25 protein-coding genes are annotated in these 23,800 nt (G+C 67.7%); 11 read left to right on the top strand and 14 right to left on the bottom strand.

The window, feature by feature from the left end; all coding sequences use genetic code 11:
- Positions 1–234 precede the first annotated feature (234 nt).
- Both ACQ1RG_RS17080 and ACQ1RG_RS17075 read right to left on the bottom strand, forming a co-directional pair.
- Positions 235–549, bottom strand: coding sequence for a hypothetical protein (locus tag ACQ1RG_RS17080; RefSeq protein ID WP_430600380.1), 315 nt, complete (start codon positions 547–549; stop codon positions 235–237).
- Positions 530–1,564 carry an IS30 family transposase gene (locus tag ACQ1RG_RS17075; protein WP_009381402.1) on the bottom strand — a complete coding sequence of 345 codons (1,035 nt, stop codon included), beginning with the start codon at positions 1,562–1,564 and terminating at the stop codon, positions 530–532. The genes ACQ1RG_RS17080 and ACQ1RG_RS17075 overlap by 20 nt, the downstream gene beginning before the upstream one ends.
- A 94-nt stretch (positions 1,565–1,658) precedes the next feature.
- Here ACQ1RG_RS17075 and ACQ1RG_RS17070 point away from each other — a divergent pair, with 94 nt between their 5' ends.
- The 5 genes from ACQ1RG_RS17070 (at position 1,659) to ACQ1RG_RS17050 (ending at position 5,245) form a co-directional block, all read left to right on the top strand.
- Positions 1,659–1,994 carry a hypothetical protein gene (locus ACQ1RG_RS17070; protein WP_156491128.1) on the top strand — a complete coding sequence of 112 codons (336 nt, stop codon included), beginning with the start codon at positions 1,659–1,661 and terminating at the stop codon, positions 1,992–1,994.
- Positions 1,995–2,056: 62 nt separating this feature from the next.
- Entirely contained in the window at positions 2,057–2,614 is a 558-nt protein-coding gene (locus tag ACQ1RG_RS17065) for a hypothetical protein (protein WP_131248136.1), read from the top strand.
- On the top strand, positions 2,611–3,765 hold the full coding sequence (locus tag ACQ1RG_RS17060) for a hypothetical protein (protein ID WP_009379542.1): 1,155 nt from the start codon (positions 2,611–2,613) through the stop codon (positions 3,763–3,765). The genes ACQ1RG_RS17065 and ACQ1RG_RS17060 overlap by 4 nt, the downstream gene beginning before the upstream one ends.
- The gene (locus ACQ1RG_RS17055; protein WP_131248135.1) at positions 3,738–4,649 is read left to right on the top strand and encodes a hypothetical protein; all 912 of its coding nucleotides are present in this window, start codon (positions 3,738–3,740) and stop codon (positions 4,647–4,649) included. Before ACQ1RG_RS17060 ends, ACQ1RG_RS17055 begins: the two co-directional genes overlap by 28 nt.
- A complete protein-coding gene (locus ACQ1RG_RS17050) occupies positions 4,646–5,245 on the top strand; it encodes a signal peptidase I (protein ID WP_009379538.1) in 600 nt (199 codons plus the stop codon). Before ACQ1RG_RS17055 ends, ACQ1RG_RS17050 begins: the two co-directional genes overlap by 4 nt.
- A gap of 3 nt (positions 5,246–5,248) precedes the next feature.
- Here the strand turns inward: ACQ1RG_RS17050 and ACQ1RG_RS17045 are convergent, their stop codons facing one another.
- Genes ACQ1RG_RS17045 through speB form a run of 3 tightly spaced genes read right to left on the bottom strand, consistent with a single transcriptional unit; the run spans position 5,249 to position 9,456 of the window.
- Positions 5,249–6,748 carry a sodium:solute symporter gene (locus ACQ1RG_RS17045; protein ID WP_231882173.1) on the bottom strand — a complete coding sequence of 500 codons (1,500 nt, stop codon included), beginning with the start codon at positions 6,746–6,748 and terminating at the stop codon, positions 5,249–5,251.
- A 25-nt stretch (positions 6,749–6,773) separates the two neighbouring features.
- Positions 6,774–8,453: a thiamine pyrophosphate-binding protein gene (locus ACQ1RG_RS17040; protein ID WP_009379534.1), complete on the bottom strand. Its 1,680-nt coding sequence runs from the start codon at positions 8,451–8,453 to the stop codon at positions 6,774–6,776.
- A complete protein-coding gene (speB, locus tag ACQ1RG_RS17035) occupies positions 8,446–9,456 on the bottom strand; it encodes an agmatinase (RefSeq protein WP_063249144.1) in 1,011 nt (336 codons plus the stop codon). Before speB ends, ACQ1RG_RS17040 begins: the two co-directional genes overlap by 8 nt.
- Before the next feature lie 132 nt (positions 9,457–9,588).
- Here speB and ACQ1RG_RS17030 point away from each other — a divergent pair, with 132 nt between their 5' ends.
- Positions 9,589–10,998: a PucR family transcriptional regulator gene (locus tag ACQ1RG_RS17030; protein ID WP_009379530.1), complete on the top strand. Its 1,410-nt coding sequence runs from the start codon at positions 9,589–9,591 to the stop codon at positions 10,996–10,998.
- Between the two features lie 21 nt (positions 10,999–11,019).
- On the opposite strand, the gene ACQ1RG_RS17025 is transcribed toward ACQ1RG_RS17030, so the two are convergent.
- The 7 genes from ACQ1RG_RS17025 to ACQ1RG_RS16995 are packed head-to-tail and all read right to left on the bottom strand — an operon-like array spanning position 11,020 to position 17,518.
- Positions 11,020–12,132 (bottom strand): histidinol-phosphate transaminase, encoded by a 1,113-nt coding sequence (locus ACQ1RG_RS17025; protein WP_009379528.1) that lies wholly within the window; start codon positions 12,130–12,132, stop codon positions 11,020–11,022.
- 21 nt (positions 12,133–12,153) lie between these two features.
- Entirely contained in the window at positions 12,154–12,954 is an 801-nt protein-coding gene (locus ACQ1RG_RS17020; RefSeq protein ID WP_101624899.1) for a tetratricopeptide repeat protein, read from the bottom strand.
- On the bottom strand, positions 12,951–14,225 hold the full coding sequence (locus ACQ1RG_RS17015; RefSeq protein WP_063249142.1) for a vWA domain-containing protein: 1,275 nt from the start codon (positions 14,223–14,225) through the stop codon (positions 12,951–12,953). Before ACQ1RG_RS17015 ends, ACQ1RG_RS17020 begins: the two co-directional genes overlap by 4 nt.
- Positions 14,222–15,196 (bottom strand): vWA domain-containing protein, encoded by a 975-nt coding sequence (locus tag ACQ1RG_RS17010; protein WP_009379522.1) that lies wholly within the window; start codon positions 15,194–15,196, stop codon positions 14,222–14,224. Before ACQ1RG_RS17010 ends, ACQ1RG_RS17015 begins: the two co-directional genes overlap by 4 nt.
- Positions 15,187–15,639 carry a hypothetical protein gene (locus tag ACQ1RG_RS17005; protein ID WP_100227494.1) on the bottom strand — a complete coding sequence of 151 codons (453 nt, stop codon included), beginning with the start codon at positions 15,637–15,639 and terminating at the stop codon, positions 15,187–15,189. The genes ACQ1RG_RS17010 and ACQ1RG_RS17005 overlap by 10 nt, the downstream gene beginning before the upstream one ends.
- Positions 15,626–16,510, bottom strand: a complete 885-nt coding sequence (locus ACQ1RG_RS17000) for a DUF58 domain-containing protein (RefSeq protein ID WP_009379515.1) — start codon at positions 16,508–16,510, stop codon at positions 15,626–15,628. Before ACQ1RG_RS17000 ends, ACQ1RG_RS17005 begins: the two co-directional genes overlap by 14 nt.
- A gap of 12 nt (positions 16,511–16,522) precedes the next feature.
- Positions 16,523–17,518 carry an AAA family ATPase gene (locus ACQ1RG_RS16995; protein ID WP_009379514.1) on the bottom strand — a complete coding sequence of 332 codons (996 nt, stop codon included), beginning with the start codon at positions 17,516–17,518 and terminating at the stop codon, positions 16,523–16,525.
- Positions 17,519–18,008: 490 nt separating this feature from the next.
- On the opposite strand from ACQ1RG_RS16995, the gene nrdH reads away from it, so the two are divergent.
- The 5 genes from nrdH to ACQ1RG_RS16970 all read left to right on the top strand — a co-directional run bounded on the left by nrdH (position 18,009) and on the right by ACQ1RG_RS16970 (position 22,194).
- The gene (nrdH, locus tag ACQ1RG_RS16990) at positions 18,009–18,257 is read left to right on the top strand and encodes a glutaredoxin-like protein NrdH (RefSeq protein ID WP_009379512.1); all 249 of its coding nucleotides are present in this window, start codon (positions 18,009–18,011) and stop codon (positions 18,255–18,257) included.
- Position 18,258: 1 nt separating this feature from the next.
- On the top strand, positions 18,259–18,672 hold the full coding sequence (nrdI, locus tag ACQ1RG_RS16985) for a class Ib ribonucleoside-diphosphate reductase assembly flavoprotein NrdI (RefSeq protein ID WP_009379509.1): 414 nt from the start codon (positions 18,259–18,261) through the stop codon (positions 18,670–18,672).
- A complete protein-coding gene (nrdE, locus tag ACQ1RG_RS16980; protein ID WP_179952599.1) occupies positions 18,558–20,804 on the top strand; it encodes a class 1b ribonucleoside-diphosphate reductase subunit alpha in 2,247 nt (748 codons plus the stop codon). Before nrdI ends, nrdE begins: the two co-directional genes overlap by 115 nt.
- A gap of 58 nt (positions 20,805–20,862) precedes the next feature.
- Entirely contained in the window at positions 20,863–21,834 is a 972-nt protein-coding gene (nrdF, locus tag ACQ1RG_RS16975; RefSeq protein WP_009379500.1) for a class 1b ribonucleoside-diphosphate reductase subunit beta, read from the top strand.
- Between the two features lie 141 nt (positions 21,835–21,975).
- Positions 21,976–22,194 (top strand): hypothetical protein, encoded by a 219-nt coding sequence (locus ACQ1RG_RS16970; protein ID WP_009379498.1) that lies wholly within the window; start codon positions 21,976–21,978, stop codon positions 22,192–22,194.
- Here the strand turns inward: ACQ1RG_RS16970 and ACQ1RG_RS16965 are convergent.
- The gene (locus ACQ1RG_RS16965; RefSeq protein WP_009379496.1) at positions 22,185–23,324 is read right to left on the bottom strand and encodes an FUSC family protein; all 1,140 of its coding nucleotides are present in this window, start codon (positions 23,322–23,324) and stop codon (positions 22,185–22,187) included. The two genes, ACQ1RG_RS16970 and ACQ1RG_RS16965, sit on opposite strands and share 10 nt — an antisense overlap.
- Before the next feature lie 227 nt (positions 23,325–23,551).
- Positions 23,552–23,716, bottom strand: a complete 165-nt coding sequence (locus ACQ1RG_RS16960) for a hypothetical protein (RefSeq protein ID WP_156491127.1) — start codon at positions 23,714–23,716, stop codon at positions 23,552–23,554.
- Positions 23,717–23,800 lie beyond the last annotated feature (84 nt).

Below are 23,800 nucleotides of genomic sequence, written 5' to 3'. Positions count from 1 at the left end.
GAGCCGGTGTGGGCGCGAATGCGGCGCCGAATTTCAGATCCAGAATGCGAGAAATGGCTCTTGCATAATTGGAAGAATTCACTTACTCAGAAGTAGTTAACTCCCAATACTTCTCGGTAATATAGATAATGAATTGGTCATTCACGGTAAAAGCATGATAAATATAGATAGCGAAAGATGTCGGGATGAATTCGCAGAACTGCGCTGAAAGTGAATTGGTCATTCATGTGAGCGTCATTCCTGTGTTTCCGACAATTCATCATGAATGGCACCGGTAGTGCTGGAAAGTGAAATCACATGAGAATCAATAAGAAGTCTGTCGTCGCAGGTGGAGCCGCTGTTGCACTGCTCGTCGGGGGAGGGCTCACGTTCGCCCGCTGGTACGACGAGGCGTCGCTGGGCCAGGATGCCGCTGCCGTGCAGTCGGGTGTGCTCAACTTCGCGATCGACAACCTCTCGTGCCAGTGGGCTGACGGCGGCGATAATGTCGCACCGGGTGACGCGATTGTTCCCGGTGACACCGGCGATGTCAAGGCGTCGAAGCAACATGGGGCTCGCCGGCGAGCAGTCGAGCGAATGCCTCGGTGGGCGTGAGATAGCCCAGTCGGCGGCGGGGTCGATTGTTGATCTCCTCGGCGATGGTGGTGAGGTAGGGCTGGTGATCGGGGATCACCGTGCCCTTGGGCAGATACTCCCGGTAGAGCCGGTTCGTGTTCTCGTTGCTGGGCCTCTGCCAGGGCGAGTGGGGATCGGCGAAGTAGACCGGCATCGCCGTGGCCAGGGAGACCTTCGCGTGCTGGGCCATCTCGCTGCCCTGGTCCCACGCCAACGATGCCTTCATCATCTCGGGCAGGTCGTTGAAAAACTCGATGACCGCGTCAGCGGTTGGCTCGGCGTGTTTCGAGGGCAGGGCCAGCAGCCCGGTGAACCCGCTCATCCGCTCCACCAGCGTCGCCGCGCACGAGGTGCCGTTCTTCCCGATGATCAGGTCACCCTCCCAGTGCCCCGGCACCCGACGCTGGGCGGCGTCCTCACCTCGCTCCGCGATCGGGACCATACCTACGATTGGGCCACCGCGCGTCCGCCCGGTCGTACGTGGTCGGCGCTTGGTCCGCTTGGACTGCAGGAAGATGCCCTTGCGGGCGAGCTCACCCTTCGGGATTGCGTAGATGTACTGGTAGATAGCCTCACCGGAGACGGTTCGGCCGCGTGCGTCAGGAGAGTTCGCCATGCGTTCAACGGTCGGGTCTGTCGCCTCCAGACGCAACCGGCCCGCTATCTCGTTCGGCGTCCAGGACGCGGCCAGGTCGGCGTCCACCCTCGCCTGCAGCACCGGATCCCCCGCGACCTTCCGCTGCTGCGGGCGAGCTCGCCGACGCTGCGCTCTGACGTCTGCGGTCACGGCCTGGTAGCCGCGGGTCTTCGTCGAGTTCCGGTGAAGCTCCCGCGAGATCACCGACGGGCAACGCCCCAGGTGACGGGCGATCCTCCGCACCGACCAGCCCGCTTTCGAGGCCGCCGAGATCTCCGACCTGTCGCTGAACGACAACCCCACCCGCGCCATCTGCACACTCCACCGATCAGACCCCCGCCGACCGGGAGTGTTGCTTCGACGCTATGACACCACCACCATGCAGTGCACCGGCAGCTCGAAAGTCGTGACGAATATCAAGGGAAAGAACCTCAAAGCGACGCTGAGCGCGGTTCCGACGGGTGACCTCGCAAAACTCGTCGACGACGAATTCGCGGTGCTCAAGACCACGGTCAACGGCAGCACCTCGCCGCTCGCGCTCACCGCCGCCGATGACGGTGCGACCTTCGACGTCGGCTTCTCCATCTACTTCAAGGAGTTCAAGGACTCCCAGGACAACTCGCTCAACCGCGAGAACCCGGGCACCGACTCTGCGCAGTGGTGGGGCAAGGACAAGCAGGCCTCGGACTTCTCGTTCAACACCGGCGACGTCAAGCTGCGCCTGGTCCAGAGCGACCGCTGAGACCGTCTCCTCCGGCACGGACTCTCCGTGCCGGAGGACACGCGCGAAGAATCGGAGGTGAGATGAGAGTGCGGGTGTTCGCCGCTCTGGCCGCGGCCCTGCTCCTGCTGTCGAGCGGGTTGGGCAGCGGTGCGAAGTGGTACGACGAAGCTGCCTTCTCTCAGGCTCCGATCACCGTCGAGACCGGAGAGCTCGCGGCCACCGCCGCCGATCCCGCCTATCGGGTGATGAGCAGGATCGACAAGGATGCACGGCTGTCGGGGAAGCCCTCGTGCACGGCGACCGGTGACTTCAGGTCGTGCGCCGTGCTGACGAAGGATCAGGCGGAGGCCTTCGCCTTCATGCGGGGCGACCGACTCATCGTCTCCTCGTCGTTCGAGGTCGCCGCCGACGGTGAGAACCTGCGGTACGCGGTCACCCCGGACGCGGCACCCGCGAACGTCTCCGCCGCATGGTCGGCGGGGAAGGCGGCTGTGAGTCCGACCGGTCCGCTGACCGGTTCGCAGACCGTCACCGCCGAGCGGCCCTTCGACTGCCTCGGCGCGGCGGCAGGGTCGAGCGATTCCACTGCGCTGACGATTCCGTCGCTGTCCGTCACCGTTGTGCAGGAGGACCGATGATCCGGGGAGGGAACCCCAGCCGCCGAGCCCGCACGGGCCTCGCCGGTCTGTGTGCGCTGCTCTTCGTCGCCGTCGCCGCCGCTGTGGCTCTGAGTGCGAGTCCGGCCACACAGGCCCGGTTCACCTCGGAGGCTGCCGACTCGTCCGGTCTCACGGTTCGGGCCCAGCCCACGGTCATCAGAGCGAAGACCCTCGGGGTCGAGACCCCTGACTACGGAGACTGGAACTGGTTCGACCGGCAGATGAATGAGACCTCGCTGACGCTGACGAACGACTCGTCGACGACGCTGGTGGCGACGATCAGGATCGCCTCGGTGCAGCTCACCGGTGAGAACGTCTCGGAGGCGACTGACACGGCTCAGGCCTGGGTGAGGGACGCCGCCGGCGCGAAGCAGCAGATCGCCGCGAGCGTCACCTCGTCGACGTCGACCGCGCAGTTCCCCGGTGCGACCCTGCAGTGGAAGCTCGCTCCCGGAGCCCGGGAAGAGGTCGAGGTCGGTGTCGGAGCGAAGCCCACCTACCTGCTCTACCAGGATCTCACCGAGGCGAGGGGAGCGAAGTTCTCCTTCCGGTTCGCCGTGGAGTGGGCCGTCGACGGCCTGACCGAGGAGGAGAGCGCCCAGCTCTATCCCGACGGTGTGCTCGGTCCCGCCCCCGGAGACCGCTCGGCCTGCCCGGCAGGAGCGACGGCGAAGCAGGAGTGCCGGGGAGTGACGGCGACGGTGAAGCAGCCGGTGATCAAGACCGAGGCGACGCCCTATGAGATCATCACCTGCACCCCCGTCTACAACTCCGACTCCTCCCACACGTTCTCCGTCAGGACGGTGCAGCGTCCTGAGTTCTCCGGCCTGGCGAAGACGGCTCGACGACTCGACGGGGACCCCGAGGACTATGCGTCCTATGTCGCCATCCCCGAGGTGGGGTCCGGCTTCACCGGGGACCGCGTCGAGGTCATCAGGCAGCCCTACGACCGAACGGTCGGCTACGACAGGACCGTCCGGTTCGTCATCCGCGGCACCGGTGGTGCTGCGGGGCACCCGGCAGGACCGAACGGAGAGCGGGAGACCCAGTCACCCGTGTACGAGATGAACATCTACCGGCCGGCGTTCGATTCCAGCCCATCGTGCACCGTCAGTCTGGCGACGCTGTGATCGCCCGCCGCGCACTCACCAGCATCCCGTGGGCCGCATGGTTCGTCGCCGGGCCCCTGGCCCTGGTCACGCTCGCGACGCTCGCGATCGTCCTCGGCGGTTCCTTCGTCACCGTCCCTGCCGCCGCCGGAACCTGCGCGGCCTCGATCGACGAGACCATCACCGTCGCCGAGGTGGGCGGGAGCGGCGAGTTCGCGCCGTCCGAGTTCGAGCGCGCCTTCCCCGAGGTGCCCGGTCTGCTCGCTCCCGGTGCGACCGGCAGCGACGAGCTGAGCATCCGGTCGATCGCCGAGGCGCCGGTGGCGGTCACCCTCATCGTCGAGTCCCAGGACTCCCCGGTGGCGAACATCGACCACGATCTGCGGGTGACGATCACGTGGGCGGGGACGATCGCTGCGACGGGCACGTACAGTCAGGTCGTCGGCGAGCGCATTCCCCTGGGGACGATCGAACCGCAGGCTCAGGACATCCTCCGCGTCGACGTCGAGCTCCCGGCCGTCGCCGAGGAGGACAACGACACCCAGGATCGGACGTGGCCGCTGCGCTTCGACCTCGGCGTCAAGGCGGACACCGAATGCGAGAGCGACCGCACGGACGATCGGGCCGACTCCGACTCCCGGGGCGGCAGCGACGCGACCGACGATACGGCGGGGGAGGCCGCCTCGGCGGAGGGATCGTCGTCGAACGGAGACGACGCCCACGTCGACGGCACGGACACGGCGGAGGGGTCAGCGCTGCCGCGGACGGGGATCGACGGACTCGGGGTCATCGCACTCGCAGCCTTCGTGCTCGCGTTCGCAGGGTTCCTCCTCGTCGCCGCCGCACGCCGGCGATCGAGCGGCGGGCCGGGCGCTGCCGACAGCGAAGGAGAGGACCTCCGATGACCGCAGACACCCGAGCGTCCGCTGTTCCGACCCCCGCAGACGGTGTTCCCCGGCGACGACCGCGTCGTCGCCGCCGAGCGAACCGCATCGTCTCCTGGGTCTGCGGGATCCTCGTCGCGGCCTTCTCAGGCGTCCTCATCGCCACCGTCGCGCTGCCGCTGGCCATGGGCTGGGTGCCGCTCACCGTGATCACCGGGTCGATGGACCCGACGATCCCGCCCGGTTCGCAGGTCATCGTCAAACCGCTCACCCCGGCCCAGGCGCAGAACCTGCGCACCGGCCAGGTGATCACCTTCCAGATCGAATCCGGCGGCGACGAGGTCGTCACCCATCGCATCATCTCAGTCGACGAGGAGAACGGGGAGACCGTCTACCGCACCCAAGGCGACGCGAACGCCGCGGCCGACCCGGATCCGGTCCGTGCCGTGCAGGTCCGCGGACTCGTCCGCTACCACGTTCCCCTCGTCGGCTATGTCGCCACGCTCACCTCGCCCGAGCAGAAGCGGGTCGGCACATGGATCGCCGCCGGGCTCTTCGGCGCCTACGCGGTGTGGGAGATCGCCCGGCCGAAGCGACGCGGCTCCGGCCGGCACTGAGCATCACCGGCTCAGGCGCTCCCGCCATTCGGCCATGATCTCAGGCGGCGTCGGCTTCGAGACGAGGGAGCCTGCGACGTAGCCGAGCAGTGAGGCGAGGAGACCGAGGTAGATCGCCTCGTTCGAGTAGATGCCCAGCGTGATCATCACGACGATCGTCGTCACCGATCCGAGGATCATGCCCGCCATGACGCCGACGATCGTGCCGCGGCGGAAGACGAGACCGCCGAGGATCGGGATGAAGAGACCGGCGACGAGGAGGTTGTAGGCGACGGTGAGGGCCTCGACGACGCTCGGCATGATGAGGGCGAGTGCAAGGGTGACGATGCCGAGCCCGATGAGGTAGATCCGCGAGTCGCGGATCTCATCCCCGGTCTCGCGGACGAGGGAGCGCGTGAGCGCGGTCTTCGCTCCGCCGGATCCGTCCGTCCTCGTCCCGGCCGCGAGCTCCTCATCGCTCGTCACCGGCATGATGTCGCGCTTGGCCAGGAGCGGCTCGACGATGTCCTGCCGGCACACGGTCGAGGCGGCCATGAGCGACCCCGAGGCCGTCGACATCATCGCCGCGAGTGCCGCGGCGAGGACGAACCCGGCGAGCACCGGCGACATCGACGCGTCGACGACGGCGACGAAGACATCGTCGGCGACATCGATGCCCGGCACGATCCGGGTCGCCGCCATCCCGATGAGGGCACCGGCGACGGCGTAGAGGAGGCAGTAGACGCCGGCCGAGAGCCCACCCCACCGGGCCACGCCGGGACTGCGCGCGGTGAACACGCGCTGCCAGATGTCCTGCCCGATGAGCAGGCCGAGGGTGTAGATGAGGATGTAGCTCAGGATCGCCTGCCATCCGATGCCCACGGGACTCGTCGCCTCGGCGGGCAGGGACGAGAACAGCTCCGTCAGCCCTCCCGCGCGGTTGATGACGAGGGGGAGCATGAGGAGGAAGATGCCGACGGTCTGGATGAGGAACTGGACGAAGTCGGTGAGCGTGATCGACCACATGCCACCGAGCATCGAGTACGTGATGACGATGCCGCCGCCGATGATCACCGACCAGAACTTGTCGAGGTCGAACAGGGCGTGGAAGACCGTCGCGTAGGCGACCGTCGAGGTCGTCGAGATCATGAGACCGTAGGCGGTCATGATCGTCCCGGACACGAGGCGCGAGCCCTTCCCGTAGCGGAGTTCGAGCATCTGCGAGACGGTGTAGATCTCGAGCCTCTGGATCTTCGGGGCGAAGAACAGGGAGAGGACGATGATGCCCATGCCGATGCTCAAGACCAGCCACATGCCTGAGAGCCCAGCGGTGTAGCCGAGGCCGACCCCGCCGATGGTCGACGCCCCGCCGAGGACGACGGCCGACATCGTGCCCGTGTAGAGCAGTCCGCCCAGCCGTCTGCCGGCGACGAGGAAGTCGTCCTGGTCCTTCGCCTTGAACCGGCCCCAGATTCCGAATCCCACCATCGCGGCGAGATAGATGATGACAACGAGTGAGTCCACAGTGACTCCTTATTCCAGGGTCGGTTCAGTCGCCGACGGTGATGTGGATGATGGTGGGAACGGCGCGTCCCAGCGCCTCGGCGACGGCGTCGGGCAGCTCTGCGGTCATCTCCGACTCCCGCATGCTCACCCCGACCCCTCCCATCGAGGCGCCGAGCTGGGCGAAGTCCGGGCGAGCGAGGCGGACGGCGAAGGGCTCCATGTCCCGGTCGACCATCTGCTCCTCGATCTCCGCGTACCCGCCGTTGTCGACGATGACGAAGGGGATCCCGAGGCCGAGTTCGGTCGCGGTCATGACCTCCTGGATCGAGAACATCGCCGCCCCGTCCCCGAGGACGCAGACGACCGGACGCTGCGGGGAGGCGACCTTCGCCCCGATCGCCGCCGGAATGCCGTAGCCGAGCGTGGCGAAGCCGGGCATGTAGAGCAGCTGGTCGGGGGTGTGGGCGAGAAGCGCGTGGACCGAGCCGTCGTAGGTGACCTGGGAGGAGTCCCCGGCGATGACGACGTCCGGGCCGGCGCCGGCGGCGACGAGCCGGGTCACCCGGGCCCCGATCCGCTCGGAGTCGAAATCTGCGCCCCAGTGCGCGCGGATCGTCTCGACCCTCTCCCTCGCCGAGGCGGTCCCGCCGTCGGTCGTGGTCGTGTCCTCTGCGGGTGTGTCCGCAGCCGCCGGTGCGGCGTCGAGTTCGGCGGCGAGTGCGGTGAGGAACTCACCGGTGTCGGCGCAGACGAGGATGTCCCCGCTGAGGTTCTTGCCCAACTGGTCGGGGTCGATGTCGCAGCGGATGACGACCTGGTCTGCCGACTCGTCCCTGACCCCGGGGGCGGTCTGGGCGCCGATCGTCCCGCCCCAGAGGTCGGAGTCGGCGAGTTCGGAGCCGAGGACGATGAGGACGTCGGCGGCGGCGGTCTCGGCCTGGACGCTCGGGAATCGGACGTTCGACCCCAGCGAGAGCGGATGGTCCTCATCGACGATGCCCTTGCCGTTGGCCGTCGTCGCCACCGGAGCGTCGATCGACTCGGCGAGCGCCGCCACCTCGGCGGCGGCCGCACGCGCCCCGCCGCCTGCGACGATGACCGGGCGTGAGGCACTGCGGATCGCCTCGGCAGCGCGGGTGACGGCGTGGGCGTCGAGACCGGGCCGGCGGGCCGGGATCGGCGCGGGCACGCTGCCGTGCCAGGCGCCCTCGAGGACGTCGAGGGGGACCTCGATGTGGACAGGACCCGGACGGGAGGACGCGAAGAGGGCGAACGCCTCGGCGACGGCCTGGGCCGCACCCTCGGCGGTGCGCGTGCGCTGGGAGGACACGAGCAGGTGGGACAGGGCCCCGGAGGAGTCCTTGGTCTCATGGAGCATGCCGATGTCGGCGCGCTCGAGCCCGGTGGGCACACCGGGGGAGAGGATGAGCATCGGACGCGACTCCGCGTACGCGGTCGCCGCTGCCGTGATGACGTTCGTCAGTCCCGGACCCGAGGTCGTGATGACGACCCCGGGCTTGCCCGAGAGCAGGAAGTACCCGTCGGCGCCGTAGCCGGCACCCTGCTCGTGGCGAGGCGTGACGGCGCGGATCCCGAACGCCGGCAGATGCCGGTAGAACTCGAGGTTGTGGGTGCCGGGGATGCCGAAGATCGTGTCGACACCATGGGCGACGAGCGTCGAGACGACGGCGAGGCCGCCGTTGCGGTGGGTCGTCTCAGACACCGAGGGCCTCCCCGCTGGGACCCGAGGGTCCGGTGAGCCCGTTCTGCTCGGCCGCCCACAGGGAGAGGATCTCGTAGCCGGCGTGGGCGGCGGCGAGCCCCGTGATCTCCGCATGGTCGTAGGCGGGGGCGACCTCGACGATCTCCGCGCCGACGATGTTGAGCCCCTGGAGCCCGCGGATGGTATTGAGCAGCTCACGGCTCGTCATGCCGCCCGCCTCGGGGGTGCCGGTGCCGGGCGCGGCCGCCGGGTCGAGGACGTCGATGTCGATCGAGAGGTAGACAGGAGCATCGCCGAGGCGCCTGCGGATGCGGGCGACGACCTCGGGCACGGAGGTGAACTGGTAGTCGTCGCTGCGGATGATCTGGAAGCCGAGCACGCTGTCGTCCTCGAGGTCCTTGCTCCCGTAGAGGGGGCCGCGGATGCCGACGTGCATGCACGATTCGAGGTCGAGCAGACCCTCTTCGCTCGCCCGCCGGAAGGGCGTGCCGTGCGTGTACGGGGCCCCGAAGTACGTGTCCCATGTGTCGAGGTGGGCGTCGAAGTGGAGGACGGCGATCTTCCCGTGCGTCTTGTGCAGCGAACGGAGGTTCGGCAGCGCGAGCGTGTGGTCGCCGCCGAGGGTGAGGATCTTCGCTCCGTCGGCGCGCAGGGCGTCGGCGTTCTCCTCGACGGTGGCGATGGCCTCTTCGATGTCGAAGGGATTGACGCCGAGGTCACCGCAGTCGGCGACCTGCTGCCACGTGAACGGGTGGACGTTCGTCGCCTGGTTGTAGGGGCGCAGCAGCTTCGAGGACTGGCGGATGTGCGCGGGACCGAAGCGGGCACCGGGACGGTAGCTGACACCGGCATCGAAGGGGATGCCGACGACCTTGACGTCGATCCTCTCACCCGGACGGGCAGCTTCGACCTCGTCGAGGCGGGGGAGGAGACCGAAGGTCGGGGGTCCCGCGAAGCGCGGGGTCTGGCTGTAGTCGGCAGGGCCGAGGGGTTGGGACGGCATGGACTCTCCTTGGGCGTCGTCGGGTGAGGGCGGCAGTGTGTGCCCTCAGCCTAGGACGTGTCATCCCCGTCACAGATATCCACTGCGGACAGTGCATCCGCCGAGCATGGACACAGTGGATAGGATGGGCGCATGGTCACCTTGGGACAGCTGTGGGCGCGGCGCGAACTCGCCCTCGAGATCGCCGTCGATCCGCCGGGCGCGCGGGAGAAGGAGGTGACGATCGTCCACTCCTCCGAGCTGCCGGAAGTCGACGAATGGCTCGCCGGCGGCGAGGTTCTGCTCACGATCGGCGTCGGCCAGGATCTCACCGCGCCCTCGGCCGGTGACTACATCGCGAGACTCACCCGGGTCGGGGTCCACGCGCTCGGCATCGGTCTCGGCAGCGACCTGCCCTCGGTCGAGCTGCCGGCCTCGCTCATCCGGCATGCTGAGGAACACGGGCTCGCGCTCTTCGGCGTGCCCGAACCCGTGCCGTTCGTCGCCGTCGTCGACGCCTTCACGAGGATGCGCGAGGAGGAGACGAACCGCGAGGTCACCCGAGCCTCGAGCGCGGGTCGCCGGTTCGCCACCGCGCTCGCCCGCACCGGTCCCGCCGATCTCGTCGCCGACCTCGCCGACACCCTCGGCGGCGAGGTCCAGTTCGTCTCCCCGACCGGGCGGGGGCTGACCGGTCCGAACCCGCCTGTGGCCGTGCGCTCCGAGCTCATCGGCGAGGCGCTCGGCACCTCGTCGGCTCCGCGTCTGCTCAGGGCAGGCGCGGGAGGGTTCGAGGCCGTGCCGGTCGGTGATGAGCGGGTCGCCGGATGGATCCTCGCTGCGGCGGAGACGACCGTGAGTCAGCGCACCCGCTCCCAGCTGCTCTCGACCGCTGCGGCCCTCCTCGGTCTCGCGATCTCCGCGGGGCCGCCTCGGCGGGGTGAGTCGCGCCTGTTCACGACGTCACTGCAGCCGGCGGAGGCCCGGACGGAGTGGGTGCTGCGCACCGGTTCGCCCGCGGTCGCCCGTGCCCGATTCACGATCTTCGGCGAGGTGCGCGGAGAGACCGCGGAACAGCTGCTCGCCGACCTCGGTCCCGACACCCTCATCGCCCGCTCCGGGTCGATGGTCGGCGTCCTCCACACCGGCGACAGCCTCGTCGATCGGGTCGCGGAGGTGACGGGGGTGGAGAAGCTCTTCGCCAAACTGCTGCCCCTGACCCAGGTCCATCACACGTGGACGGTGTGGCGGACCCAGCATGAGACGGCGAACTCCGATGTCAGGGCGCTGCTGTCGGCGATCGACGAGGCGGCGGCGAACCGCTTCGTCGACCGGGTCCTCGGCGACCTCATCTCCTCGAAGGACGGGCGCGAGCTGCTCCTCACCCTGCGGTCCTTCATCGCCGCCGGGGGAGTGCGGGACGCTGTGGCGACCGAGCTCGGCGTCCACCGGCACACGGTGCGGGCGCGGCTGCAGCGGATCGAACGGCTGCTCGGGCGCGATCTTGCGGACCCGGAGACGACGCAGGCCGTGGCGATCGCCCTCGAACTCGCCGAACTCTGACCGCCGGCGTGCCGGGTCCGGTCAGCCGAAGTGCTCGGCGCGGAAGGCCGCTGCGACCTCAAGGACCCGGTCGAGGGCCTCGGGCGGGCCGATGCTGATGCGCACCCCGTCGCCGAGGTTGCGCACGGCGATCGCGGCGGCGACGCAGGCGTCCTCGAAGGCGTCGGAGAGCGGCCCGAGCGGCAGCCAGACGAAGTTGCCCTGAGCCTCGGGGACCTCCCAGCCCTGGGTGCGCAGGCCCGCGGCGAATCCGTCGCGGATCGTGGCGATCTGCCTTGCGCGGTCGATGACCTCGTCCCAGTGGCGCAGCGACTCGAGCGCCGCGGCCTGGCTGAGGTCGGTGACGCCGAAGGGGATGACGGCCTTGAGGAGGCCGGCGATGACGCTCGGATGGCCGACTCCGTAGCCGACGCGCAGCCCTGCGAGTCCGTGGGCCTTGGAGAAGGTGCGCAGGAGGACGACGTTGGGATGGTCGGCGACGAGCTCGAGGCCGTCGACGGCGCCGGGCGTGTTCGCGAACTCCCAGTACGCTTCGTCGAGGGCGACGACGACATGGTCGGGGACCGCGGTGAGGAATTCGCGCACCTCGGCGTCGCGGAGCACCGGGCCGGTCGGGTTGTTCGGGGAGCAGAGGATGATGAGGCTCGTCGCCTCGGTGATCGCGGCCGCCATCGCCGCGAGGTCGTGGGTGCCGTCGGACCGCAGCGGCACCTCGATGCGGGTCGACCCGGCCAGGCCCGTCGTCTGCGGGTACATCTCGAACGACGGCCAGGGGTAGATCGCCTCGGTGGTCGCGTCCGAGGTGATCTGGGTGAGGGCGACTAGGAGCTCGCTCGCCCCCGTCGTGACGACGAGGTTGTCGGTGCCCACGCCGAGGCGGTCGGCGAGCTCCCGGCGCAGCGCCGCCGCCGCGTCGTCGGGGTAGGCGGCGGGGGCGACGGCGTGGGCGGCCATCGTCTCGAGCACGGCCGGCAGCGGCGGCAGGTGGTTCTCGTTCGAGGAGAGCTTGTACGGGGTGAGACCGGGCACCTCTGCCGGCGGTTTGCCCGGGATGTAGGGCGGGAACGTCGTCAGGGCGGAGCGCAGACGCGGCAGGCCGGGGGCAGCCTCGGCCGAGGGTGAGGTGTCGGTCATGCACTCATGATCGCACAGCGCTCACCACGGCTTGTCCGGGGTCGTGCGTCCGCCGTTGCCGCCGGGTCCCTGCTGCTGTTCGCGGTTGGAGTCCTCGCCGCGCTGGCGCAGCTCCTCGCGCTTCTTCTCCTCCTCGGTCATCTCGCCCGAGTCGTCCTTCTGCTCCTCGCTGCCCTGATCGTCCTGGTTCTGGTCGCCGGAGCCCTGCTGGTCGTCGGTGTTCTGCTGGTCGTCGCCGTTCTGCTCGTCATCGCCCTGAGACCCCTGGGAGTCGTCGCCGGATCCGCTGTCCTGGCTCTGGCCGCCGTCCTTCTTCTCCTGGACGCGTTCGCTGGCCTCGTCGCTCTTCTGCTGGGTCTCGCTCTGATCCGGCCGGCACTCCTCGGGAGCGTCGGCGAGCGTGGCCAGCGCCTGGTCGTAGAGTTCTCCGGACTTCTTCTCGTCCTGGCCTGCGACCTGGTCGGCGAGCTTCTCGTAGACGAAGGAGAGGTTGATCCGCACCGCGCACTCGTCCCGCGGCGGGGTGAGGTCGAGCGCGGTCTCGAGGTCCTCCTGCGCGGGTTCGAAGTCACCGACGGCGGCCTTCGCGGTGCCCCGGTTGTAGTAGCCGATGTGGCGTTCGAGCGGGCTGAGCGCAAGGAAGACGGTCGCTGCCTTCTGGGCTCCGGGGAAGTCGTTGGAGTCGTAGCGGACCTGCGATGCCGCACCGAAGTAGACGGTCGTCGCGATATAGGCGAAGGCGAGACCGAGCGCCGTGCCGAGGAGGAGGTTGATCTTCGTGAGCAGACGCAGGCGCGTCCACAGGCGGGTGAGTCGCCTCATCGTCGTCCTCCGCTCTCCGGACGCGAGGGAGCACCGACCGGCATCGGGCGGCGGGGGTCCCCGTGTGGCGGTCCGGTGCGCGGTGGCGGTCCGGAACCCGGTGGGGGACCGAAGGGCCGCGGGGGTCCGCCGGGCAGCGGCGGCCCGGGCAGCGGCGGACCCGACATCGGCGGGGGCGCGGCTGCACGGCGACCGCCTCGGCGCGGGGGCATGATCGCCCGCAGGCGGACGAACTGCCGGAAGGCGAAGATCATCTCCACGGCGATCCACGCGAAGACGAGCGCGAGCGGGATCCAGTAGTACTCGTCGACGGTGACGCGCCCGTCCTTGCGCACGAGCTGCTGATCGTAGGTCGGTGCGGTGTAGACCGAGGACATCGGGGCGCTGCCGTCGCGCAGGTGGTAGGGGACGCCGAGGTCGGAGCTCAACTGCCTGAGGTTCGCCTCGTCGATCGTCGAGATCCCGAGGTTGCCCTCGGCGTCGCGGATGTACTCATCGTCCGAGGACGAGCCGGAGTCGAGGCCGCCGCCGTCCTGGCCGGAGCTGTCCTGATCCCAGGGGTCCTGGTCGGTGCCGCCGGGGAATCCGCCGGAGCCGAAGGGCTGGGACTCCTTCATCTTCCCGCCCGCGGTCGTGCCGTAGCCGAACACGGCGCCGGAGTCGATGCGGGAGGCGAAGGAGGTCCACGAGTCCGGCTGACCGGGCGCCGTCTGCTCTCCGTCGCCGAAGTAGAAGACGAGGGTCTTGTTGCCCGGCCGGTCCTCCTCGTTCGAATCCATCCGGGCCTTGAGCTCGTCACCGGCCTCGGTGATCGACGAGCCGTTCGAATTGAGCGAGTACTCCGGGGTGAGCACGTCGACCGCCGAGGCGAAGGCCGCGTGGTCGGTTGTCAGGGGCATCGCCGTCGAGGCGGTCGAGGCGAAGGTGATGATGCTCAGGCGCGCGCCCGGCAGCTGCTCCGCGAGCGCGAGCATGTCCTCCTTGACCCCGTCGATGCGCGGGGTGGTCCCGTTGTAGTCCTCGGCGGCCATCGACGTCGTCGTGTCGACGAGGAAGTAGACGTCGGCGGCGGTCTCGTACTCCTCGGTCGTCGACTCGGTGGTGACGCCCGGGCGGGCGAGGGCGAGGGCGAGGACGGCGACGACGCCGATGCGCGCGAACCACTTCCACTTCGGGCCCCGGCCGCGGATGAGGGGGATGAGGCACACGGCGAGGAGGACGGCGACGATGACGGCCGTGCCGATCCATCCGAGCAGCGGGTCGAAGGTCATGATCGCACCCTCCACGCGAGGACGAAGACGCCGATGAGTCCGAACGCGGCGATGAGCAGGGGAGCGGCGGGCATGTCGTGGACGATCGTGTACGAGCGACCCGGAGTGTTCTGCGCCTCCTGGCTCTGGATCTCCGAGACGATGCGGTCGATCGTCGTCGCCGAACCCATGTCGAACTGCTTGCCGCCGGTCCGATCGGAGACGGACCTGAGCTCCTGGGTCTGGGTGGTTGCGAGGATCGACGGCGGGGAGAGGCTGTAGATCCGGACGTTCGCCTCCACGGCGATGTCGGCGGCCTCGTTGAGCTCGAACAGGGGCTCACCGGCGAGCATGTTGTCGGTGGCGAAGACGATCGAGCGCGACCGGTCCTCGTCCTTGCGGTCGAAGTTGTCGATGCAGGACACGAGTCCGTCGCCGATGAGCGAGGACCCGCCGATGTTCGGCGGCGAGGTCGACCATGAGTAGTCGGTGCCCTCCGAGCCCCACGTCCGGAACCCCTGCTCGGCGTCCTCGAGGTAGTTCTGCACCATGTCGTAGTCATCGGTGAGCGGGAACGCGGAGACCGCGGTCGCATTGAAGACGGTCATGCCGATGCGCTCGCCGTCGAAGCGCTCGACGAGCTCCTGGTAGGCGGCCAGCAGGTCGGCGTCGTAGCCGAGCATCGAGCCGGAGACGTCGAGGCAGAGCATGACGTCGCGCAGCTTCTTCTCCGGGTTGACGGTCTCGATCCAGGCGGGCCGGGCGACTCCGGCGAGCGCCCCGAGTCCGGTGAGGGCGATGACGCCGAGGAAGGCGGCGGTGAGCGTCATCTTCCTCCGCATCGCACGGCGGAACCCGGGAAGGCTCGTCATCCGTGCGCTGTGGGCGACGGGCAGGGAGGAGACCGTGCGGCGCGGACGCCGGAAGACGACGACGGCGAGTGCGGCGAGGACGAGGAGCGCGAGCGCGAGCCACCAGAACATCAGGACCATCGCGCCACCAGCTTCCTCGCCTCGGCGATCTGGGCACGCAGGTCCTCGGCCCCGTCCTCGGCGAACTCGGCGGTGTAGAGCCCGCGCAGGGAATCGGCGAGGTCGTCGAGGCCGGCGACCGCGGCATCGCGGTACGTCAGATGCTCCGAGCGCACGCCCCACGCGTCGCGGGCGAACTCGCGGACGATCTTCGCCAGCGTCCGCGCGCCCTCGCGGACGTCGGTCTCACCGGCGGCGAGATCCGCCTCGACGTCGGCGATGCGGGTCATGTACGTGCTGCGGACGGGGATCGGGATCCGCGGCTGCGCCTTCGCCGTGGCGCCGGCGGCCGCGCGCAGGAGCGGGGCGAAGAGGTTGACGAGCGCTGCGAGGAGGACGATCGCGGCGGCGACGTACCACCACACCGAGATCTGCAGCGGACCCATGAGCTCAACGGGACCCACGACGGTGCCTCCAGAGCAGGGAATGCAGGCTGCCGAGCGCCTGCTCGGGCTCGGACACCTCGGTGTGGGCGATCCCGAGCTTCGAGAGCAGGTCGGTGCGGTGCTGACGGCGCTCCGCCTCGGCGACGATGAACTCCGCCTGCACCCGGGGGTCAGCCATGACCGAGGACGGCAGGCCGACGTCGGCGCGGGCGACGTCGAAGGGGGCGGCGGCGGGGCCGAGACGCGCGAGGTCGGCGTCGGTGATGGTGATCCAGAGGATCTCGTGCTGGGCGCGCAGGCGCCTGATCGTCGCCTCCGCCTCGGGGCCGAGCGGCGCCTGGTCGGAGATGACGACGATGAGCATCCGGTGGGTGATGTGCCCGGCGATCCACTGCAGCTGCGCGTCGATCGACCCGTCGGTCGTCCCTCCGGCCTCGGCGAGGATCTGCTGGAGGAGGTGCTCGAGGTGGGCCTCGCTGCCCTTGCGCGGGGAGGCCAGCGTGTGCTCGGCGTCGCCGTGGATGAGCATGACGTCGTCACCGTGGCGCACGGCGAGGTAGCCGGTCATCCCGGCCATGAGGATTGCGAGCTGCCGTTTGTCCGCCCCCGCCGAGGTGACGGCGTCGAAGCCGCGGGAGGTGTCGACGACGAGGGCGAGGATGTGGCGACGGTGGGCGACGTAGCGCTTGACGAGCGGATCCGCATGGCGGGCCGTGGCCTTCCAGTCGATGTCGCGGATCTCGTCACCGGGGATGTAGTCGCGCAGGTCGTCGAAGTCGAGGCTGTGGCCGTGGAAGACCGAGGAGTAGTCCCCGTCGAGGAGACGGCGCGTGCGCCGGTGGGCGTGGATGGTCATCCGCGCCTTGATCCGATTGAGCAGAGCAGTCATCAGGGCACCTGGTCACGGGGTCGGCACTGCCATGAGGAGGGCATCGACGACCTGGGCGCTCGTGATGTTCTCCGCGGCGGCCTCGAAGTTGAGCTGGATGCGGTGAGCGAGGACGCGGTGGGCGAGATCCTTGATGTCCTCGGGGATGACGTAGTTGCGCCCGCGGATCATCGCCAGCGCCCGCCCGGCGTTGGTGAAGGCGATCGAGGCGCGGGGGCTGGCCCCGTACTCGATGTAGGGGGCGAGGCGACCGAGGTACTTCTGCGTGTTGCGCGTGGCGTGGACGAGTTCGACGAGGTAACGAGTGATCGAGGGGTCGATGTAGATGGTGCGCGCGTAGCGCTGCATCGTCATGACGTCCTCGAGCGTGCACGAGGCCGCGGGCACGGAGTCCTTGTCGAAGACACCGGAGTCGAGGCGGGCGAGGATCTCGACCTCTTCGTTCGGGCTCGGGTGGGTGAGGAGATCCTTGATCATGAAGCGGTCGAGCTGGGCTTCGGGCAGCTGGTAGGTGCCCTCCTGCTCGATGGGGTTCTGGGTGGCCATGACGAGGAAGGGCCTGGGCAGGTCGAAGCGCTGTCCGCCGATCGTCGTCTGCCGCTCCTGCATCGCCTCGAGCATCGCCGACTGCGTCTTCGCCGAGGAGCGGTTGATCTCGTCGAGGAGGACGATGTTGGCGTGGACGGGACCGAGGACGGTGTTGAAGGAGCCTTCGCGGGCGTTGTAGATCTGCGAGCCGATGATGTCCGCCGGCAGCAGGTCGGGGGTGCACTGGATGCGGGAGAACTTCCCGTCGACGGCGTTGGCGAGGGCAGCGGCCGCCGTGGTCTTCGCGAGTCCGGGGACGCTCTCGAGGAGGAGGTGGCCGCCGGAGAGGAGGCCGATGAGCAGGGACTCGCGGAGTCGCTGCTGCCCGACGACGAAGTGGTCGAGATACGATTCGAGCCCGCTGAGGAGGGACTTCGCGTGGGCGATCTCCTGCGTGTTGGCCGGTGCCGTTGCCGTCATGCGCGTGCTGCTCTCTCGTGGTCGTCGTTGCTGTCGGTACCCAGCATAGGAGCGGACCCTGACACGTGACTGGGTGTTCTCGTGTCAGTACCGACACATAGTGTGAAGGTCCGGACGCAGTCGTCGACACGCCGGGCAACACGCCCACAAGGAATGAATTTTTCCTGTGGACAACGGTGGATAACCCAGCCCGGATCCCGACCCCGAATCGCTGTCTCGCCCGGAGTCGCGCGTGTCCGCGCTGGTGATCGAACTACACCGTTGTCGTTCACAGCCTGTGGACGACTGTGGAGGACTTCGGGCACAGGGTGTGGACGGTGCTAATCACACTGGTGTAACACTGGATATAGGGGTAGGCTCGTACCCGAACACAACATCTAGTGGTCATCGCCGGTCGCCTTGACAGTGATCCCTCCCACTCGGGAGGCCGCGTCGCCGGCATGGCCCACCCATCGGAAACACCCATCCAGCACAGAGACGAGGAGTCGCCATGATCACCGTGTACACCAAGCCCGCTTGTGTCCAGTGCAACGCCACCTACCGTGCGCTCGACGCCAAGGGACTGAAGTACACCACGGTCGACCTCAGCGTCGACGAGAACGCCCTCGACGTCGTCAAGGCCATGGGCTACATGCAGGCGCCGGTCGTCGTCACCGACAGCGACCACTGGTCGGGCTTCCGCCCCGACAAGATCGCCGCCCTCGCCGGCCAGCAGACGGCGGCCACCGTCGTGGCCTGAGATGCTCGTCGTCTACTACTCCAGCTCGTCCGAGTACACCCACCGCTTCGTGGGCAAGCTCGATCATCCCTCCCGCCGTCTGCCGCTGCTGACGAAGGATGAGACGCTGCTGGTCGACGAGCCGTTCGTGCTCGTCACCCCCACCTACGGTGCCGGTCCCAACCGCGGGGCCGTGCCCAAACAGGTGATCAAGTTCCTCAACATCGAATCGAACCGCCGGCACCTCGTCGGCGTCATCGGCGCCGGAAACACGAACTTCGGAGCCGAATACTGCAAGGCGGCGATCAAGGTCGCCGCGAAATGCCACGTTCCCCTGCTGTACCGCGTCGAACTCCTCGGCACCCCCGAGGAGGTCGCGGATGTGAACCTAGGATTGGACAAACTGTGCGAGAGCTCGCTGAAGACCGCAATGTAGAGGACATCATCCGCGAAGAGACGGACCTCGACTACCATGCGCTCAATGCCATGCTGAATCTCTACGACATGGACGGGCGGATCCAGTTCGAGCGGGACAAACAGGCTGCGCGCCAGTACTTCCTTCAGCACGTCAACAACAACACGGTCTTCTTCCACGATCTCAAGGAGAAGCTCGACTACCTCGTTGAGAAGGACTACTACGAGCCGGAGGTCTTGGAGCAGTACTCCTTCGACTTCATCGAGTCCCTGTCGAAGCGCGCGTACTCGCACAAGTTCCGCTTCCAGACGTTCCTCGGCGCGTTCAAGTTCTACACCTCGTACACGCTCAAGACCTTCGACGGCAAGCGCTACCTCGAGCGCTTCGAGGACCGCGTCGTCATGGTCGCCCTCTTCCTCGCCCGCGGGGACGAGACGCTCGCGACGCAGCTCGTCGACGAGATCATCACCGGCCGCTTCCAGCCGGCCACCCCGACCTTCCTCAACGCCGGGAAGAAGCAGCGCGGCGAGCTCGTCTCGTGCTTCCTCCTGCGCATCGAGGACAACATGGAGTCGATCGGCCGCTCGATCAACTCGGCCCTGCAGCTGTCCAAGCGCGGCGGCGGCGTGGCCTTCAGCCTGACGAACATCCGCGAGTCCGGTGCTCCGATCAAGAAGATCGAGAACCAGTCCTCGGGTGTCATCCCCGTGATGAAGCTGCTCGAGGACTCCTTCTCCTACGCCAACCAGCTCGGTGCGCGTCAGGGCGCGGGCGCGGTCTACATCCACGCCCACCACCCGGACATCTACAGCTTCCTCGACACCAAGCGAGAGAACGCGGATGAGAAGATCCGGATCAAGACCCTCTCGCTCGGCGTCGTCATCCCCGACATCACGTTCGAGCTCGCCAAGCGCAACGAGGACATGTACCTCTTCAGCCCCTACGACGTCGAACGCGTCTACGGGATCCCGTTCTCCGACGTCGACGTCACGGAGAAGTACGAGGAGATGGTCGACAACGCCTCGATCCGGAAGAAGAAGATCAACGCCCGCGAGTTCTTCCAGACGCTCGCGGAGATCCAGTTCGAGTCCGGCTACCCGTACATCATGTTCGAGGACACGGTGAACCGGGCGAACCCGATCGACGGCAAGATCATCATGTCGAACCTCTGCTCGGAGATCCTCCAGGTCTCCGAACCGTCGAAGTACGACGAGGATCTGGGCTACGACGTCGTCGGCAAGGACATCTCGTGCAACCTCGGGTCGCTCAACATCGCCCTGACGATGGACTCCGAGGACTTCGGGCGCACCGTCGAGACCGCGATCCGCGGACTCACCGCCGTCGCCGAGACCTCGGACATCCAGTCGGTGCCCTCGATCGCCCGAGGCAACGACATGTCGCACGCGATCGGGCTCGGCCAGATGAACCTCCACGGCTACCTCGCCCGTGAGCACGTCTACTACGGCTCCGACGAGGGCCTCGACTTCACGAACATGTACTTCTACACCGTCGCCTACCACTGCGTGCGGGCGTCGATGGAGATCGCGAAGGAGCGCGGCTCTGCGTTCGCCGGCTTCGAGCGTTCGAAGTACGCGACCGGTGAGTACTTCGACAAGTACATCGATGAGACATGGGAGCCGCGGACGGCGCGGGTCGCCGAGCTCTTCGCCGAGGCGGGCGTGCACATCCCCACCCAGGACGACTGGCGTGAGCTCAAGGCAGCGGTCGCCGAGCACGGCATCTACAACCAGAACCTCCAGGCCGTGCCGCCGACCGGGTCGATCTCCTACATCAACAACTCGACCTCGTCGATCCACCCGGTGGCCTCGAAGATCGAGATCCGCAAGGAGGGCAAGATCGGGCGCGTCTACTACCCGGCTCCCTTCATGGACAACGACAACCTCGAGTACTACCAGGACGCCTACGAGATCGGCTACGAGAAGATCATCGACACGTACGCCGAGGCGACGAAGCACGTCGACCAGGGCCTGTCCCTGACGCTGTTCTTCATGGACACCGCGACGACGCGCGACATCAACAAGGCACAGATCTACGCGTGGCGCAAGGGCATCAAGACGATCTACTACATCCGCCTGCGTCAGCTCGCGCTGCAGGGCACCGAGGTCGACGGCTGCGTCTCGTGCATGCTGTGACGCCGACCGACCGCTGACACCCCGCTGAACTGACGAACTAAGAAGAGAGAACACCTCCGTGGAAAACCTCACCCTGGCCTCACACGTCGACGCCATCAACTGGAACCGCGTCGTCGATCCGGTCGACGACGACGTCTGGGACCGCCTCACCGGCAACTTCTGGCTGCCGGAGAAGGTGCCGCTGAGCAACGACGTCCCCTCGTGGGCGACGCTGACCGATGAGGAGAAGATGCTGACGATGCGCGTCTTCACCGGGCTGACCCTGCTCGACACGATCCAGGGCACGGTCGGCGCGATCTCGCTCATCCCCGATGCGGTGACCCCGCACGAGGAGGCCGTGCTCACGAACATCGCCTTCATGGAGAGCGTCCACGCGAAGTCGTACTCGTCGATCTTCTCGACCCTGACCTCGACGAAGGAGATCGACGAGGCGTTCCGCTGGTCGCGGGAGAACACGTACCTGCAGCAGAAGGCCGACATCATCCTCAGCTACTACCGGGGTGATGATCCGCTCAAGCGCAAGGTCGCCTCGACGCTGCTCGAGTCGTTCCTCTTCTATTCCGGGTTCTACCTGCCGATGTACTGGTCGTCGCATGCGAAGCTGACGAACACCGCCGACCTCATCCGCCTCATCATCCGCGATGAGGCCGTCCATGGGTACTACATCGGCTACAAGTACCAGCGGGGACTCGAGTCGCAGACCGCGGAGCGCCGTCAGGAGCTCAAGGACTACACGATGAACCTCCTCTTCGAGCTCTACGAGAACGAGGTCTCCTACACCCACGAGCTCTACGATTCGGTGGGACTGGCCGAGGACTGCAAGAAGTTCCTCCACTACAACGCGAACAAGGCGCTGATGAACCTCGGCTACGAGGCGATGTTCCCCAAGGAGGTCACGGACGTCAACCCGGCGATCCTCGCGGCGCTCTCGCCCAACAGCGATGAGAACCACGACTTCTTCTCCGGCTCCGGGTCGTCCTACGTCATCGGCAAGGCCGAGAACACCCAGGACGAGGACTGGGACTTCTGAGTCGCTGACCCTCACAGCAGCGCGCTGCCGACTGGCGGCCCGGTCGATCGACCGGGCCGCCTCTGCTTTCTCCTTGACATGCGCGCCCACGCGGTTACGATCACGAGTACCCCCATGGCCGTCCCGTCTCAAGGAGGAATCGTGAACTCAGTGCAGTCGTTCAGCGAAGTGCCCGAGCCGGACCGGATGGAGCAGGCACAGGACCTCGACGACCCCGAGGGCGTCGTCGGCACGGAGCCCACGGGTGAGGACGCGCAGCCGACCGGATCGTTCCCCGCGGTCCGCGAGGCCGATGGCGCCGATGTGGCCGAACAGTCCGTCGAGGTCGGCCTCGACGACGAGGACCACCCTCAGACGTGAGCCGATTCAGTCGGTGATTCTTCGGCGTCCCGGGCTCGGCGTGCCGAGGCGACATCGTCGACGATGACGGCGATGTGGCGCACGCTCGTGATGAGCGCCCCGTAGAGCGGCCAGGCCCGCTGCGGCAGCTCCTCACCGTCCGAGAGCTCCGCGGAGAGCTCGTCGAGGCGGGCGTGGATGGGAGCGACCTCGGCGTCGGGGTCGGCGACCGCCCGGCCGGCGTCGCCGACGATCGCAGCCCAGCGCTCGCGGAAGGTCTCGTCCCAGTCGCCGTCATCGTAGGTCGCTGCGTGGAGAGTGCGCGCAAGGTGGCGGACGTGGGAGACCCCTTCGTCGAGACGCTGGAGGATGTTCTCATAGCTGAGCTCGGCGACCTCCGAGGGCTCGTCGTCGTGCCGACGCAGCACCCGCCGCAGCGACCGCAGTCGGGTCCGGGGATTCGCCCGCCTGGACTCACTCGCCAGGTGTACCGTCTGCCACGCGGCGGAGAGTTCACCGCTCATCGATTCCGTCTCCGCGAACCAGACCCCAGCCCGATCAGTGTCCCAGGACACGGCGAATTCATCACCCATGTTCTCCAGCACCTCGCCGATGCGCCGGTTGACGCTGTCGATGTGCTCCGCCGCCTGCTGGTCGCGCATCGGTGGGACGATGAGGAAGTTCACCCCCACACCGACTCCGACGCCGATCGCGAGCTCGACGATGCGTTCGAGGAGGAACGGCTCCTGACTGTCGAATCCGCTGCCGAGGACGAAGATCGCCGTCGTCGCGATCGCGATGCCCTCCTCCCGGATCCACGGAAGACGGGCGAGGAGGACCCCGACGAGGAGGGCGAAGCCGAACGTCCAGAGGCTCACCCCGAGCCAGTTGCCGATGACGAAGGACATCGCGACCCCGGCGACCGAGGCGACCATCGTCTGCGCTCCGCGTGCGACCGAGCGGTGGATCGTCGCATGGACGGTGAGGAGTGCGGCCCACGGGGCGAGGAACGGCATCTGCGAGTCGAGGACGGCCACCGAAAGCCACCACCCGAGAGTGGCGGCGATGACCGTCTTGGCGACTTGGATGAGATCCGTGACCGTCTCGGGCCGTCGGAGGCGGTCGAGGATCGTTGCGAGAGAGGGTGTCACTAGGGTCGTCCTCGCTTCCTGGAAAGGGATTCTCGTGCCGGTCGAGACGAGTCGTGCGCTCGCCCGAAAAGACAAGGTACCTGTTCATTTTCGGGGACGCAAAGACGCCCGGATCATGATCCTCGAACAAGGAGGCACATGATCCGGGCGTCGTGGTCGGTGCCGGGGGAGCGGGCGCACTGCGTCAGACCCGGCAGTGCGCTGCTCCGCTCCGGCGGAGGCTGCGCTCAGGCAGCCAGCGGCGTGGTCTCACGCAGCGCCGAACCGGTGAACAGGACGGTGCGGCCGGTGGCGTCACTGATCGTGACCTCCCCGTGCTCCGTGCTGATCTGCGGGTCGATGAGGCCGGCATGCTCGACGGCACGCTGGACCCACTGTGGGAACTCAGACATGGGTTCCCCTCCTTTCTGTCGACGACAGGACAGGCAACGACGCCTGGGCCCTGTCGTGTGGTTGATGCGGCGATGGGTGGTCGC

Source organism: Brevibacterium sp. K72 (genome assembly GCF_050562175.1).
GTDB classification, from domain to species: Bacteria; Actinomycetota; Actinomycetes; order Actinomycetales; family Brevibacteriaceae; genus Brevibacterium; species Brevibacterium casei.
Note: the sequence above shows the minus strand (reverse complement) of the source record. Positions and strands in the feature narration are given on the sequence as shown.